Raw genomic sequence first — 14384 nt, forward strand, 5'->3', positions numbered from 1 at the left:
TCGTTCGACTTGCATGTGTTAAGCACGCCGCCAGCGTTCGTCCTGAGCCAGGATCAAACTCTCCGTGAATGTATGCCGGTCATCCGGCGAAACACCACGAGAGCGGAACCACCGACCGGAATAAGACCGATGGTTCACAGCGTCCTCGCTGTGCGCCTGCCAAGTGTTACCCCGGCAGGACTTTTTCAAAGGAACCTCCACCCACCACAACCGTGGTGGACGGGGTATCAACATATCTGGCGTTGATTTTTGGCACGCTGTTGAGTTCTCAAGGAACGGACGCTTCCTTTGTACTCACCCTCTCGGGCTTTCCTCCGGGCTTCCCTTCGGTCTTGCGTTTCCGACTCTATCAGACCGTTTTCCGATCCGATTTCCTCGGTGCTTTCCAGGTTTTCGCTTTCGCGTTTCCCTTTCCGGCGGTTCCGACTCTATCAGATCCTTTCGGGCCTGATTCCCGGTCAGAGCGGGTTGTCTTCGCGGCTGTTGGGCCGTTCCGACGAGTGAGACTTTAGCGGAATCCTGGCCCCCGAGCTAATCGGGGTCGCGCTCTTTCGAACGCTGATTCCTCATTTCGCAAACGCGCATGAAAGCGGTCCGACGACGGGTCGTCGATCGCTGTGTGCTTGTTGCGGAATGGCTGTCCGGGGACCAACCGAAGTCGGCGCTCACGTCGGACAACTCGGAGAACACTACGTAGGGGTCCAGGGCGTGTCAACTTGACGCCGGGAGCCGCCCTGGAGGCGTACTCTTGGGGCCATGACTACGCACGCGTGCACCCAACTGTGGTGGGCCGCCTGACGGCGGCCGTACATACGCGTGTACCCAACGGCCGCCGCCTCGGCGGCCGTTCTTGTTTCTCCCTCCTGGAGCGCCGGCCGGCGGTGGTGGCGGCCTCGACCAGGAGGTAGCGGAATGAAGCGGGTCTTCAGCGGGGTCAAGCCGACCGGGCATCTGACGTTGGGGAACTACCTGGGGGCGATGCGGCGGTGGAGTGCGGTCGATCAGCACGAGGCCGACGCGCTGTTCTGCATCGTCGACCTGCACGCGCTGACCGTGGACCACGATCCCGGCCGGGTGCGCAGGCTCAGTAGGCAGGCGGCCACGCTGCTGCTGGCCGCTGGGCTCGATCCGAAGCTGTGCACCGTCTTCGCCCAGAGTCATGTGGATGAGCACGCGCGACTGTCGTACCTGCTGGAGTGCGTGGCCACGGACGGCGAGATGCGGCGGATGATCCAGTACAAGGAGAAGGCCGCCGCTGAGCGTGCGCGCGGCGGGAGTGTGCGGCTGTCGCTGCTGACATATCCCGTGCTGATGGCGGCGGACATCCTGGCGTACGGGACCGACGAGGTGCCGGTGGGCGACGACCAGTCGCAGCACGTGGAGCTGACCCGGGATCTGGCGGTGCGGTTCAACCAGCGGTACGGGCACACGTTCGTGGTGCCGCGGGCCACGCATCCGGAGCTGGCGGCCCGGGTCATGAACTTGCAGGAGCCGACGTCGAAGATGGGGAAGTCGGCCGATGTGGGGCCCGGGATCGTCTATCTGCTCGACGAGCCGGAGGTGATCCGGAAGAAGGTCATGCGGGCCGTGACCGACAGCGGGCGGGATGTGGCGTACGACCCGGAGGCCCGGCCGGGGGTCTCGAATCTGCTGGAGATCCTCGCGGCGTGCGGGAGTGGGAACCCGGAGGCCTTGGCCGGTGTATATGAGTCGTACGGATCTTTGAAGAAGGACACCGCCGAGGCCGTGGTGGAGCTCCTCAGGCCCGTACAGCAGAGGCACAAGGAGTTGTGCGCGGATCCTGCGTACGTGGAGGGGGTGTTGCGGGAGGGTGCGGCGAAGGCCAGGGAGATGGCGAGGCCGAGGGTGGACGCGGCGTACCGGGCGATCGGGCTGCTGCCGGCGATGTGACGAGGAGTGGTGGGGCCGGAGGTGGGCCCGGCCCCGGGGCTCCTAGCTGTTGCCGGAGGCCAGTTCGCGGCTGCGGTCGCGGGCGGCTTCCAGGGCGGCGATGAGGGCTGCTCGTACGCCGTGGTTCTCGAGTTCGCGGATGGCGTTGATCGTGGTGCCCGCGGGGGACGTGACGTTCTCGCGGAGCTTCACGGGGTGCTCGCCGCTGTCGCGGAGCATCACGGCGGCGCCGATCGCGGACTGGACGATCAGGTCGTGGGCCTTGTCGCGGGGCAGGCCGAGCAGGATGCCGGCGTCGGTCATGGCCTCGACCAGGTAGAAGAAGTACGCCGGACCCGAGCCGGAGAGAGCGGTGCAGGCGTCCTGCTGGGACTCGGGGACGCGGAGGGTCTTGCCGACCGCGCCGAAGATCTCCTCGGCGTGGGCGAGGTGCTCGGCGGTGGCGTGGCTGCCGGCGGAGATGACGGACATGGCCTCGTCGACGAGGGCGGGGGTGTTCGTCATGACACGGACGACGGGGGTGCTCTGGGCGAGGCGCTCCTCGAAGAAGGAGGTGGGGATGCCCGCGGCGCCGCTGATGACCAGGCGGTCGGCGGGGACGTGCGGGGCGAGTTCGTCGAGGAGGGTGCCCATGTCCTGGGGCTTGACCGTGAGGATCAGGGTGTCGGCGCTCTTGGCCGCCTCGGCGTTGGTGACTGGGGTGACGCCGTGGCGCTCCTGGAGTTCCTTGGCGCGTTCGGGGCGGCGGGCCGTGACCAGGAGGTCGGCGGGGGCCCAGCCGGCTCGGATCATTCCGCTGAGCAGGGCCTCGCCGATCTTGCCGGTGCCGAGCACTGCGACTTTCTGGGTCATGTTCGGTTGCCCTCCGGGGGTGCGTCGTCCGAGGCCCATCCTCGCACCGGGGGCGTGGGGGTGGGCCGCGTTGTCCGGTGGGCGGGACGCGGCCGTCCGGGGGCGGGGGTGGTGTTCGGTGTTACGCGGTGCGGCGGCGGAGAGTTGCCGCGCCGAGGCTCAGGACGAGGAGGGCGCAGGCCGCGACGATCAGGGCGTCGCGGATGAAGTTGGCGGTGACGTCGGTGTGCTTGAGGACTTCGTTCATGCCGTCAACGGCGTAGGACATGGGGAGGACGTTGGAGATGCCTTCGAGTACGGGGTGCATGTCGGGGCGCGGGGTGAACAGGCCGCAGAGGAGCAGTTGGGGGAAGATCACGGCCGGCATGAACTGGACGGCCTGGAACTCCGAGGACGCGAAGGCCGAGACGAAGAGGCCGAGGGCCGTGCCGAGCAGGGCGTCGAGAAGAGCCACCAGAAGGAGTAGCCAGGTCGAGCCCGTGACGTCGAGACCGAGGGCCCAGACGGCGAGACCGGTGGCGAGGGCGGACTGGATGACGGCGAGCGCGCCGAAGGCGAGGGCGTAGCCGACGATCAGGTCGGCCTTGCCGAGGGGCATGGCGAGGAGGCGTTCCAGAGTGCCGGAGGTGCGTTCGCGGAGGGTGGCGATGGAGGTCACCAGGAACATCGTGATGAGGGGGAAGATGCCGAGCAGTGAGGCGCCGATGGAGTCGAAGGTGCGCGGGCTGCCGTCGAAGACATAGCGGAGCAGCAGGAGCATCACGCACGGGATGAGGATCATCAGCGCGATCGAGCGCGGGTCGTGCCGGAGCTGGCGCAGGACCCGGGCCGCTGTGGCTGTGGTGCGGGAGTAGCTGATCGCGCTCTGCCTCAGGAGCGTGGTCGTGCCCGTACGGGTGGTGGTGGTGGTCGTGGTGCTCATCGAACGGACTCCTTGCGGGACTGGTTGCCGGCCGCGATCGCCTCGTCGACCAGGTGGAGGAAGGCGGCCTCGACAGTGTCGGTGCCGGTCTGGGTGCGCAGGGCGTCCGGGGTGTCGTCGGCGAGGATCTCGCCCTCGCGCATCAGGAGGAGGCGGTGGCAGCGCTCGGCCTCGTCCATGACGTGGGAGGAGACGAGGAGGGTGGCGCCCCGGTCGGCGGCGATGGTGTGGAAGAGCTGCCACAGGTCGCGGCGGAGTACGGGGTCGAGGCCGACCGTGGGTTCGTCCAGGACGAGGAGTTCGGGGGTGCCGAGGAGGGCGACGGCGAGGGATACGCGGCTGCGCTGGCCGCCGGAGAGGTTGCCCGCGAGGGCGTCGGCGTGGGAGGTGAGGTCCACGTCGGCGATGGCGTGGGTGACGTTCTCGTGGCGGCGTTCGGCGGCGGCGCGGCCGGGGTCGAGGATCGCGGCGAAGTAGTCCAGGTTCTGGCGGACGGTCAGGTCGTCGTAGACGGAGGGGGCTTGGGTGACGTAGCCGATGCGGGAGCGGAGTGCGGCGTGGCCCGCGGGGAGGCCGAGGACGTCCAGGGTGCCGGTGACCTTGGCCTGGGTGCCGACGATCGACCTCATCAGGGTGGACTTGCCGCATCCCGAGGGGCCGAGCAGGCCGGTGATCTGGCCGCGGGAGACCTCGAAGTCGAGTCCGCGGAGGACTTGGCGGATGCCGCGGACGACGGTGAGTGCGGCGGCGTGGACCGCTGGGGCCAGGGGGTGGTTCTGCGGGGTCTTGGGTGGACCGGGCGAGTAATTCATCATGTGATGAATAATGCGCCTGCGGGATGTAGGCGTCAAGCCTGGGCGGGGGCATGGCTGGGCGGGGCATGGCTGGGCTGAGGCGCGTGATGGGGGCTCGTGCGGTGCGTGGGGCGCCCGGGTGCTCGGTGGCCGGCGCCCGGTGGTGGGCGGCCGGTGGTGGGGTCAGGGGCGGAGTGCGACGAGGAGGTCGACGTCGTACGTCTCCTCGACGACGGCGTCCGGGAAGACCTCCAGGAGGTGTTCGCGCTCCTCGGCGAGGAAGGCCGCCGTGCCCTCCTCGCCGAGGACGAGGAAGATCGAGTGGCTGCCGATGTTGGCGAGGTGCGTGTCGAGGGGGACGCTGCGGGTCCAGCGGACCTGGTGATGCGTGATGTCCGGGACCGTGATCGCGTCGGCGAAGGCTCTCTCGGCGCGGGCCGAGGTGCCGCCCTTCTTGCCGACGGCGTCGCCGCCGAAGTACCGCGCGACGCGTTGCTCCTGGGCGGCGATCCATGGGATGTCCAGGGCGTCCATGTTCCACCAGAGCGCGAGGGCGCCGCCCGGGCGCAGGACGCGCATCGCCTCCGGGGCGGCCCGGGCCGGCTCCGTCCAGTGCCAGGCCTGGGCGTACGTCACGAAGTCGGCGGAGGCGTCGGTGAAGGGGAGGGCGTTGCCGTCGCCTCGTACGAGGGGGATGTCCGGGAGGGTCTGGCGGAACTGGCGTGCCATGCCGGCGCCGGGTTCGACCGCTACGACGTTCGCTCCGCGGGCGTGCAGGAGGGTGGTGGCGATGCCTGTGCCTGCGCCCACGTCGATGGCTCGGGCGCCTGTCAGGGGGCGGCCCGCGGCGGTCTCCATCGTGTCGAAGAGGGTGGGTGGGTAGGAGGGGCGGTTTGCGGCGTACTGGGCTGCGGCGGCGTTGAAGGAGTGGGCTCGGGTGTGGTGGTGAGCGCGGGAGGAGGCGGTCATGCCGCCATCGTGGCCTTGGGTGGGGGTGGGGGGCAGTGTTTTTCGCCCCCGCCGCCCCTACCCATTCCCGTCCCTGACTCAGGGGCTCCGCCCCCGAACCCCCAAAAGACTGCGCAGTTCCCCGCGCCCCCAAAGTCCCAGGGGCGCGGGGAACTGCGCGATCAGGCCCCACCGGCCCGCACCCGACAACAAACCCCCACGGGGCCTGGGGCAGAGCCCCTAGCGGCGGCGTTTGCGGGACGGGTTTCCCGTGCGGCGGGCGGTGCGGCGGGCGTGTTCGGCGCGAGCCGCCTCGTACTCCTGGCGGTGGAGTTTTTCGCCGGGGGCCTCGGTGAGGGAGCGGAAGAAGTAGGCCAGGAGGGCGCCTACGAAGCCGATCGCCAGGAGGCCGCGGAGGGATGCCTGGGTGTCGGGGTCGGGGCGCTCGCCGAACCCCTCCCAGGTGCGGCGGAAGGCGATCGCGCTGCAGATCGCGAACATCACGACGACGAGGAGGGTGACGAAGCCGCCCACGGCCGCGATCGCCAGGCCCTCGTAGGCGAAGCGGAGGATCAGGCAGCTCGCCACGGCGGCCGCCAGCGAACCGGCGGCCACGGCCGCGCGGCGTCCCGCGTAGCCGCCGTCGTGGTCCACCCAGGTCGTTCCGAAGAAACGGATCGGTTCGGGGCGGGGGCCTGCGGGGGTGCCGGTTTCGTCGCTCACGGCTCGATTATCGCCCCGCGCGGCGGAGTGCCGAAGTGTCGGAGTCCCACGAAGTCCCATGAAGTCCCTCGGAGTGCCTCGGAGTGCTTCGGAGTGCCGACGGGGTCGGTGCGGGTGGTGAGGGTCAAGTGAAAGTGCGTGAGGGAGCGGCCCGGCTCGCCGGTCTGCGGAACCGTTGGTCCGGCGAGCCGAGTCGCTTCTGCTTCGTCAGCTGCAGCGCGGTGCCACGTAGCCGTCGCTGCCCGTTTTCACGAAGGCGTCGGAGACGTACTCCCCGACCTTGATGTTGTCCCAGATGTTCGTCGTGCCGTAGGGACCGCTGATCGTCTCGCCCGGGCGCTGGCAGAAGATCGGGACCTTGGAGCCCACCGCCAGGGTGCGGACCAGGCGGTACTGGGTGCCGGGGCCGCTGCGCACGTTCACGGTGTAGCCGGGTGCGATCGGGTAGAGCGTCTGGGCCGCGGTGACGGTCGCCTCCGCCCTCGCGCCCGTACTCTCCTCCGCGCTCTCCATCTCTTCAACAGCCATATGGGCCTCCCCCGTTGGATGCGTTTGGACGCACTGTCTTGATCGTCGCGAACGCGTTGGCTTGAAACACTTTCTTTTCTTTGTGCACGCGGAGGCTAGCAAGCCGCGTGGGTCTCGTACGAACCATCGACTAGGCTCCGTGCGTCGCGCGTGCGTACGTAATTCACGGGGGTGGACCATGCCGCCACGACGCAGCGCCGGATCCGGTGCCGAAGCGGAACTTCCCGAATACGCCGGGCAGTACCGCCTTGAGTCACGCCTCGGCTCGGGCGGTATGGGTGTCGTCCATCTGGCGCGATCGACGTCGGGGCTGCGGCTCGCGGTGAAGGTCGTGCATGCCGAGTTCGCCAAGGACCCCGAGTTCAGGGGGCGGTTCCGGCAGGAGGTCGCGGCCGCGCGGCGGGTCAGCGGTGCCTTCACGGCACCGGTCGTGGACGCCGACCCCGAGGCGGAGCGGCCTTGGATGGCCACCCTGTTCATACCGGGGCTGACGCTGGCCGAGCACGTGAAGCGGAACGGCTCGTTGTCGTCCGCGCAGCTGCGTCAGGTCATGGCCGGACTCGCCGAGGGGCTGCGCGACATCCACCGTGCCGGTGTCGTGCACCGCGATCTCAAGCCGAGCAACGTCCTGCTCGCCGACGACGGTCCCAAGGTCATCGACTTCGGCATCTCCCGGCCATCGGACAGTGAGCTGCGCACGGAGACCGGCAAGCTGATCGGTACCCCGCCCTTCATGGCCCCCGAGCAGTTCCGCCGCCCCCGCGAGGTGGGCCCGGCCGCCGACATCTTCGCCCTCGGGTCGGTCCTGGTGCACGCGGCCACGGGGCGCGGGCCCTTCGACTCCGACAGTCCTTACATCGTCGCGTATCAAGTGGTGCACGACGAGCCGGACTTGACGGGTGTCCCCGATGATCTGGCCCAGCTCGTCGGCCGTTGCCTCGCCAAGGAGCCGGACGAACGGCCCACGCCCGACGAGCTCATGGCGGAACTGCGGCTCGTCTCCTCGCTCTACGACACCCAGGCGTTCATCCCCGCGCAGCGCACATCGGATCCCGGGGCCGAGACCGAAGCCGAAACCCAGGCCGCATCCGAGGCCGCATCCGAGGCCGAGGCCGTGGCCGCATCCGAGGCCGAAGTCGACGTCGAAGTCGTGTCCGGGAACGAGCCCGCGCCCCGCCCCGGAGACGGTCCGACTCATGTGCGCGGCAAGCGGCGTACGGCTGCTGGGGCATCCGGGGCTTTCGGGGCATCCGGGCCGGATCCGTCCGTCGGTTCCAGTGACCCCTCGCCGCGCACCCGCCGTCGCCGTGTCCTTGTCTCCGTCGCCGCCGGTGTCGTATCCGTACTGGCGGTGGGCGGTGCGCTTCTCTTCGGTGTGCCGAGCGGCGACGGTGACTCCGGCGGCAGCCCGGACCCGGGGACCGAACGCCGGGCAGCCGCCGACACGTTCCGCCCGTGGGTCACGAAGGTGGGCACCGGGAAGAGCGGCATGCCCCAATGCACCTACGGCGCCGGGGCCCTGCGGTGCGCCGCCCCCGGTGTGCTCGCCGCCTCCGTCGACCCGCTGAACGGCAAGGTGCGGTGGACGCGGAAGACCGGAACCGCGGGAGGCGGCAGCGTGCTCACACCCGTCCTGTCGGGTGGGCTGGTGCACGCCGTCACCCCGGACCAGAAGCAGCTCCTCGCGCTCGACCCCGACACGGGCAGGACCCGCTGGACGCTGGACGTCCCGGCGACCGAGGGCAACGTGCAGCAGAGCGCGGGCGATACGGTTCTGCTGAGTTCGCCCGACGGCATGGTCACCGGTGTCGACGGCAGGACCGGGGACCGGCTGTGGCGTCATCGCGTGGCCGGCCGGGCCCAGCCCTCCTTCGTGTATTTCGGCGGTGGGCTCGCGTATGCGACGACGCTGGGCGCCGACAACACGAGCACGCAGGTGACCGCGGTGGATCTGCGGACCGGGGACGTGCGGTGGCGCCACAGCCTCGACGGACTGCTCGTTCCCGTCGGGGCCGCGAAGGGCACGCTCTGGTTCACCCGGGAGAACTCGTCCCAGGAGACCGTGAGCGTCGTCGGCTACACGCCCGACTCGGGCCGCGTACGGCGGATCCCTCTCGGCCTCCCGCTCCCGTCCGCCACGGCCGCCCTGCATGACGGGACGGTCTATTTCCTGGCCACGGGTGGGGCGCTGGTCGCGGTGGACCTCGACGCCGGCAAGCAGCGGTGGCGGCTGGAGACATCGGTCAGCAGGGGTTCGGTACCGACCGTCGACGACCGGCAGGTGTACGTCACCTCCCCCGACGGCCGGCTGCTCGCGGCCGACGCGCGCACCGGCAAGCTCCTGGGCCAGACCCGTCCGCGGCTCAGCGGCGGGGGGACCGAGGGGGTCGTCGCGGAGTTGCCCGTGCCGCTGGTCGTGGGCGACCGGGTCTACGGAAGCGCGCCGGACGGCAGTGTCGTCGCGGTGGACAGGAACAGGCCCGGCGGCTGGTGAGCACGCCGCCGGACAGCCCGTAGGCCCCGGACCCCGAAAAGGCCCGTAGCCCGCTGGGAAGGCACCCGTGACAAGAGGGCCCGTCGAAGGGGGAAGGCCCCGCGAACGGCGAACCCGCCCGGTGGTGAGGACCGGGCGGGCCCACGTGGTGGGGGTGGTGCGGGGCTAGCCGAGTTTGGAGACGTCTCGGACTGCGCCCTTGTCGGCGCTGGTCGCCATCGCCGCGTACGCGCGGAGGGCGGCGGAGACCTTGCGGTCGCGGGCGGCCGGGGCGTACACGCCGTTCAGGGCCTCGCGGCGGGTGGCCAGCTCCTCGTCGGAGACCAGGAGCTCGATGCCGCGGTTCGGGATGTCGATGCGGATGCGGTCGCCGTCCCGGACGAGGGCGATCGTGCCGCCGGAGGCGGCCTCCGGGGAGGCGTGGCCGATGGACAGGCCGGACGTGCCGCCGGAGAAGCGGCCGTCGGTGATCAGGGCGCAGGTCTTGCCGAGGCCGCGGCCCTTCAGGAAGGACGTCGGGTAGAGCATCTCCTGCATGCCGGGGCCGCCCTTGGGGCCCTCGTAGCGGATGACGACCACGTCGCCGTGCGTGATCTCCTTCTTGAGGATCTTGTCGACGGCCTCCTCCTGCGACTCGCAGACGACCGCCGGGCCCTCGAAGGTCCAGATCGACTCGTCCACGCCTGCCGTCTTCACGACACAGCCGTCGACGGCGAGGTTGCCCTTCAGGACCGCCAGGCCGCCGTCCTTCGAGTACGCGTGCTCCGCCGAGCGGATGCAACCGCCCTCCGCGTCCTCGTCGAGGGCCTCCCAGCGCTCGGACTGCGAGAAGGCCTCGGCGGAACGGACACAGCCGGGCGCCGCGTGCCACAGCTCCAGGGCCTCGGGGGACGGGGAGCCCGCGCGGACGTCCCAGGTCTTCAGCCAGTCCGCCAGGGACGGGCTGTGCACCGAGTGCACGTCCTCGTTCAGGTGACCGCCGCGGTGCAGTTCGCCGAGCAGAGCGGGGATACCTCCGGCCCGATGCACGTCCTCCATGTAGTACGTCCGGTCCTTGGCCACGTTCGGGGCGACCTTGGCGAGGCAGGGCACGCGGCGCGAGACGGCGTTGATCTCGTCCAGGCCGAAGGGGACCTCGGCCTCCTGGGCGGCGGCCAGCAGGTGGAGGATCGTGTTGGTCGAGCCGCCCATGGCGATGTCGAGCGCCATGGCGTTCTCGAAGGCCGCGATCGTGGCGATGTTGCGCGGCAGGACCGTCTCGTCGTCCTGCTCGTAGTAGCGGCGGGTGATGTCCATCACCGTGCGCCCCGCGTCCTCGTACAGCGCCTTGCGGGCGGTGTGCGTGGCGAGGACCGAGCCGTTGCCGGGGAGCGAGAGGCCGATGGCCTCCGTCAGGCAGTTCATGGAGTTGGCCGTGAACATGCCGGAACAGGAACCGCAGGTCGGACAGGCGTTCTCCTCGATACGGAGGATGTCCTCGTCCGAGATCTTGTCGTTCACGGCGTCGGAGATCGCGTCGACCAGGTCGAGCGTACGGACCGTGCCGTCGACCAGGGTCGCGCGGCCGGACTCCATGGGACCGCCGGAGACGAAGACCGTCGGGATGTTCAGGCGCAGGGCCGCCATCAGCATGCCCGGCGTGATCTTGTCGCAGTTCGAGATGCAGATCAGGGCGTCGGCGCAGTGGGCCTCCACCATGTACTCCACGCTGTCCGCGATCAGGTCGCGGGAGGGCAGGCTGTAGAGCATGCCTCCATGGCCCATCGCGATGCCGTCGTCCACGGCGATCGTGTTGAACTCGCGCGGGATGCCGCCCGCGGCCGTGATGGCCTCGCTCACGATCCGGCCGACCGGCTGGAGGTGCGTGTGACCGGGCACGAACTCCGTGAAGGAGTTGGCGACCGCGATGATCGGCTTGCGGCCGATGTCCGCGCCCGGTACACCGGAGGCGCGCATAAGGGCGCGTGCGCCCGCCATGTTGCGGCCGTGGGTGACTGTGCGGGACCTCAGCTCGGGCATCGTCGTTCGCTCCTTCGGAGAGTAATGACTCACGTCGAGCGTACGCCGGTCATCCAGGGGTTGGACACGGTGTCCGGAATGCGGGATGACCGTCTCGGCTTTCGGCGGTGTCCCCTCAGGGGCCCGTGATGTGGCTCTGGACCACCGGGGCCACCCTCGCGATGATCTGTTCCGGGTTCGCCGAGGCCAGGGGTTCCACCTTGATCACGTACCGCAGCATCGCGATGCCCACGAGCTGGGCGGCCGCGAGCTCGGCGCGCAGTTCGGCGTCCGGCGCGTCCAGCTGGGCGGCGACGCGGCGGAGCAGCTGGGCCGAGATGAGGCGGCGGAAGACCGAGGCCGCGACCTCGTTGTTCACGGCTGAGCGGATGATCGCGAGCAGCGCCTTGCGGGTCGCCGGGTTCTCCCAGACCCCGAAGAAGAAGCGGGCCAGCCGCTCGCCGACGCCGTCCAGGGGGCCTTCCGCGATCGAGCCCGGGGCGCTCAGGAGGGGGCCGAAGGCGACCTCGATGGACGCCTCGAAGACCTGCTCCTTGGTGCCGAAGTAGTGGTGGACGAGCGCCGAGTCCACGCCCGCGGCCTTGGCGATGCCGCGTACGGACGTCTTCTCGTAGCCCCGCTCGGAGAACTCCTCGCGGGCCGCCGTCAGGATGCGGTCGCGGGCGGCGGGGGCGTCCGCGGAGTCCGCGTGGGAGGGGCGTCCGCGGCGGCGCGGGGTGGCGCTGGTCACGAGCGCGGGATCCGTACGGCCGAGGCCAGGTGGAGTCGGGTGAAGGCGAGTGCCTCCGCGAGGTCGGCCTCGCGTTCGGCGCTGGACATGGCGCGGCGGGTGTTGACCTCGATGACGACATGGCCGTCGAAGCCGGACAGGGCGAGGCGTTCCAGCAGCTCGGCGCAGGGCTGTGTGCCGCGGCCGGGGACGAGGTGCTCGTCCTTGTTGGAGCCGTTGCCGTCGGCGAGGTGGACGTGGCCGAGGCGGTCGCTCATGCGGTCGATCATCTGGAGCGCGTCCGTGCGGGCGGTCGCCGTGTGGCTGAGATCGATCGTGAAGTGGCGGTAGTCGTCCTTCGTGACGTCCCAGTCGGGGGCGTAGGCGAGCATCTCGCGGTCGCGGTAGCGCCAGGGGTACATGTTTTCGACGGCGAACCGGACGTCCGTCTCGTTCGCCATGCGCCAGATCCCGGTGACGAAGTCGCGCGCGTACTGGCGCTGCCAGCGGAACGGGGGGTGTACGACGACCGTACTCGCGCCGAGTTTCTCGGCTGCCGACTGGGCGCGCTGGAGTTTGGTCCACGGGTCGGTGGACCAGACGCGCTGGGTGATGAGCAGGCAGGGGGCGTGGATCGCGAGGATCGGGACCTGGTGGTAGTCGCTGAGGCGGCGGAGGGCCTCGATGTCCTGGCTGACGGGGTCGGTCCAGACCATGACCTCTACGCCGTCGTAGCCGAGGCGCGCGGCGATCTCGAAGGCCGTTGCCGTCGACTCCGGGTACACGGAGGCCGTGGACAGGGCGACCTTCGCATCCGGGATGCGCACGACTGGTTCTGCCACGGGGACAGGTTACGGGGTGGCTCTGGTGGTTGTGTTCGGGTGGGGGGCTTTGGCTGGGGGGTGACGGGTCGGGGTGGCCGGTCCGGGTGACTGGTCGGGGTTGGGGAATCGGGTCGTGGGTGGGTGGATGAGTGGGTGGGTGCGGGTTGGGTGTGGCTTGTCGCGCAGTTCCCCGCGCCCCTGGGGGGGGTGGGGCTGAGCGTGTGTGTCGTGTGGCGGTCGGATTGGGTTGGTCGCGCAGTTCCTCGCGCCCCTGGGTGGGTGGGGTCTGGGGGTGTGTGTCGACTGACCGTTTTCGTGGGTTGCTCGCGCCGTTCCCCGCGCCCCTGAAAGATTGCGCCGTTCCCCGCGCCCCTGAGATCGCAGCGGGCCTTGCGCTCCCGGAAGGTTGCGGTGGTGCCCGCGCCGCCCCTCAAGACTGCGACGGTGCCCGCGCTTCTCAAGACTGCGACGGACCTCGCGCCCCTGAGACTGCGGCAGGCCTCGCGCTCCCGGCAGGCTGCGGCGGGCTTCGTGCTCCCGGCAGGTTGCGGCGGGTCTTGCGGCCCTCACGGGTGCGGTGGTTCTCGCGTTTCTCAAGGCTGCGGTGGTGCCCGCGCCCCGGGACGGTTGCGGGCGTTGACGTGGATCTTGTGGGGGGGGATGGGTGGGGTGGTCTAGGGGGTGGCCATCTGGTCCAGGGTTCGGAGGATTACGCCCTCTCTCAGGGCCCAGGGGCAGATTTCCAGGGTTTCCACGCCGAAGAGGTCCATGGCGCCGGCGGCGACGATGGCGCCGGCGAGGAGTTGGTTGGCGCGGCCTTCGGAGACGCCGGGGAGTTCGGCGCGTTCGGCGGTGGTCATGGCGGCCAGGCGGGGGACCCAGTCCTCCAGGGAGCGGCGCTTGAGCTCGCGCTGGACGTACAGGCCGTCGGCCGAGCGGGCGGCCCCCGCGATACGCGCCAGCTGCCGGAAGGTCTTGGAGGTCGCGACCACGTGGTCGGGCGCGCCGAAGCGGCTGAATTCCCCGACCGTACGGGCGATCTGGGCCCGCACATGGCGGCGCAGGGCCCTGATGTCCCCCGGGTCCGCGGGGTCGTTCTTCAGCCAGCCCGCGGTCAGCCGGCCCGCGCCCAGCGGCAGCGAGGCCGCCGCGTCCGGCTCCTCGTCGATGCCGTAAGCGATCTCCAGGGAGCCGCCGCCGATGTCGAGGACGAGCAGCTTCCCCGCCGACCAGCCGAACCAGCGGCGGGCCGCCAGGAACGTGAGCCGCGCCTCCTCGGCGCCGGTGAGGACCTGGAGCTCGACGCCGGTCTCGGCGCGCACCCGGGCCAGTACGTCGTCCGCGTTGCTGGCCTCGCGCACCGCGGAGGTCGCGAACGGCAGCAGGTCCTCGACGCCCTTGTCCTCGGCGGCCTCCAGCGCCTCCTGGACAACGGCGATCAGTTTGTCGACTCCTACAGAATCGATCGCGCCGCTCTCGTCGAGGAGTTGGGCGAGCCGCAGCTCCGCCTTGTGCGAATGCGCGGGCAGCGGGCGCGCGCCGGGGTGTGCGTCCACCACCAGCAGATGCACCGTGTTCGAACCCACGTCCAGGACACCGAGTCTCATGTACGGAACGCTACTGCGCGCGGAACGCCCAGCAGTCCCCGGATGGCTTCTCG

General features: G+C 70.2%; 12 protein-coding genes and 1 rRNA gene. 2 read left to right on the forward strand and 11 right to left on the reverse strand.

The features are described from left to right. Window positions 1-69 (reverse strand): 16S ribosomal RNA (locus ACIBEI_RS23740); the annotation flags it as partial. A gap of 843 nt (window positions 70-912) precedes the next feature. Here ACIBEI_RS23740 and trpS point away from each other — a divergent pair. Then, the gene (gene trpS, locus ACIBEI_RS23745) at window positions 913-1911 is read left to right on the forward strand and encodes a tryptophan--tRNA ligase (protein WP_398891963.1); all 999 of its coding nucleotides are present in this window, start codon (window positions 913-915) and stop codon (window positions 1909-1911) included. Between the two features lie 42 nt (window positions 1912-1953). On the opposite strand, the gene proC is transcribed toward trpS, so the two are convergent. The 6 genes from proC to ACIBEI_RS23775 all read right to left on the reverse strand — a co-directional run bounded on the left by proC (window position 1954) and on the right by ACIBEI_RS23775 (window position 6678). Then, entirely contained in the window at window positions 1954-2763 is an 810-nt protein-coding gene (gene proC / locus ACIBEI_RS23750; RefSeq protein ID WP_398891965.1) for a pyrroline-5-carboxylate reductase, read from the reverse strand. Between the two features lie 121 nt (window positions 2764-2884). Further along, window positions 2885-3685 carry an ABC transporter permease gene (locus ACIBEI_RS23755; RefSeq protein ID WP_398891967.1) on the reverse strand — a complete coding sequence of 267 codons (801 nt, stop codon included), beginning with the start codon at window positions 3683-3685 and terminating at the stop codon, window positions 2885-2887. Then, window positions 3682-4500 (reverse strand): ABC transporter ATP-binding protein, encoded by an 819-nt coding sequence (locus tag ACIBEI_RS23760; protein WP_398891969.1) that lies wholly within the window; start codon window positions 4498-4500, stop codon window positions 3682-3684. The genes ACIBEI_RS23755 and ACIBEI_RS23760 overlap by 4 nt, the downstream gene beginning before the upstream one ends. A 162-nt stretch (window positions 4501-4662) precedes the next feature. After that, complete coding sequence (locus ACIBEI_RS23765) at window positions 4663-5448, reverse strand: class I SAM-dependent methyltransferase (protein WP_398891971.1); 786 nt, start codon at window positions 5446-5448, stop codon at window positions 4663-4665. 219 nt (window positions 5449-5667) lie between these two features. Then, window positions 5668-6150 (reverse strand): EamA/RhaT family transporter, encoded by a 483-nt coding sequence (locus ACIBEI_RS23770; RefSeq protein ID WP_398891973.1) that lies wholly within the window; start codon window positions 6148-6150, stop codon window positions 5668-5670. Between the two features lie 207 nt (window positions 6151-6357). After that, window positions 6358-6678, reverse strand: coding sequence for an SH3 domain-containing protein (locus ACIBEI_RS23775; RefSeq protein WP_398891975.1), 321 nt, complete (start codon window positions 6676-6678; stop codon window positions 6358-6360). A 178-nt stretch (window positions 6679-6856) separates the two neighbouring features. Between ACIBEI_RS23775 and ACIBEI_RS23780 the strand changes: the two genes are divergently transcribed. Continuing rightward, a complete protein-coding gene (locus ACIBEI_RS23780) occupies window positions 6857-9172 on the forward strand; it encodes a serine/threonine-protein kinase (RefSeq protein WP_398891977.1) in 2316 nt (771 codons plus the stop codon). Between the two features lie 165 nt (window positions 9173-9337). On the opposite strand, the gene ilvD is transcribed toward ACIBEI_RS23780, so the two are convergent. From ilvD to ACIBEI_RS23800, 4 genes are all read right to left on the reverse strand, one after another. Beyond that, entirely contained in the window at window positions 9338-11191 is a 1854-nt protein-coding gene (gene ilvD, locus ACIBEI_RS23785; RefSeq protein ID WP_398891979.1) for a dihydroxy-acid dehydratase, read from the reverse strand. A 115-nt stretch (window positions 11192-11306) separates the two neighbouring features. Then, complete coding sequence (locus tag ACIBEI_RS23790) at window positions 11307-11921, reverse strand: TetR family transcriptional regulator (protein ID WP_398891981.1); 615 nt, start codon at window positions 11919-11921, stop codon at window positions 11307-11309. Then, window positions 11918-12742, reverse strand: a complete 825-nt coding sequence (locus tag ACIBEI_RS23795) for a sugar phosphate isomerase/epimerase family protein (RefSeq protein ID WP_398891983.1) — start codon at window positions 12740-12742, stop codon at window positions 11918-11920. Before ACIBEI_RS23795 ends, ACIBEI_RS23790 begins: the two co-directional genes overlap by 4 nt. Window positions 12743-13398: 656 nt before the next feature. After that, complete coding sequence (locus ACIBEI_RS23800; protein ID WP_398891985.1) at window positions 13399-14331, reverse strand: Ppx/GppA family phosphatase; 933 nt, start codon at window positions 14329-14331, stop codon at window positions 13399-13401. Between the last annotated feature and the right edge of the window lie 53 nt (window positions 14332-14384).

The sequence above is a fragment of the Streptomyces sp. NPDC050988 genome, from assembly GCF_044456225.1.
Classification (GTDB): domain Bacteria; phylum Actinomycetota; class Actinomycetes; order Streptomycetales; family Streptomycetaceae; genus Streptomyces.

Coding starts and splice junctions, on each gene's coding strand:
- ACIBEI_RS23755 (WP_398891967.1), bottom strand. CDS start 3,685: ATGAGCACCACGACCACCACCACCACCCGTACGGGCACGACCACGCTC.
- ilvD (WP_398891979.1), bottom strand. CDS start 11,191: ATGCCCGAGCTGAGGTCCCGCACAGTCACCCACGGCCGCAACATGGCG.
- proC (WP_398891965.1), bottom strand. CDS start 2,763: ATGACCCAGAAAGTCGCAGTGCTCGGCACCGGCAAGATCGGCGAGGCC.
- ACIBEI_RS23760 (WP_398891969.1), bottom strand. CDS start 4,500: ATGATGAATTACTCGCCCGGTCCACCCAAGACCCCGCAGAACCACCCC.
- ACIBEI_RS23800 (WP_398891985.1), bottom strand. CDS start 14,331: ATGAGACTCGGTGTCCTGGACGTGGGTTCGAACACGGTGCATCTGCTG.
- ACIBEI_RS23775 (WP_398891975.1), bottom strand. CDS start 6,678: ATGGCTGTTGAAGAGATGGAGAGCGCGGAGGAGAGTACGGGCGCGAGG.
- ACIBEI_RS23780 (WP_398891977.1), top strand. CDS start 6,857: ATGCCGCCACGACGCAGCGCCGGATCCGGTGCCGAAGCGGAACTTCCC.
- ACIBEI_RS23765 (WP_398891971.1), bottom strand. CDS start 5,448: ATGACCGCCTCCTCCCGCGCTCACCACCACACCCGAGCCCACTCCTTC.
- trpS (WP_398891963.1), top strand. CDS start 913: ATGAAGCGGGTCTTCAGCGGGGTCAAGCCGACCGGGCATCTGACGTTG.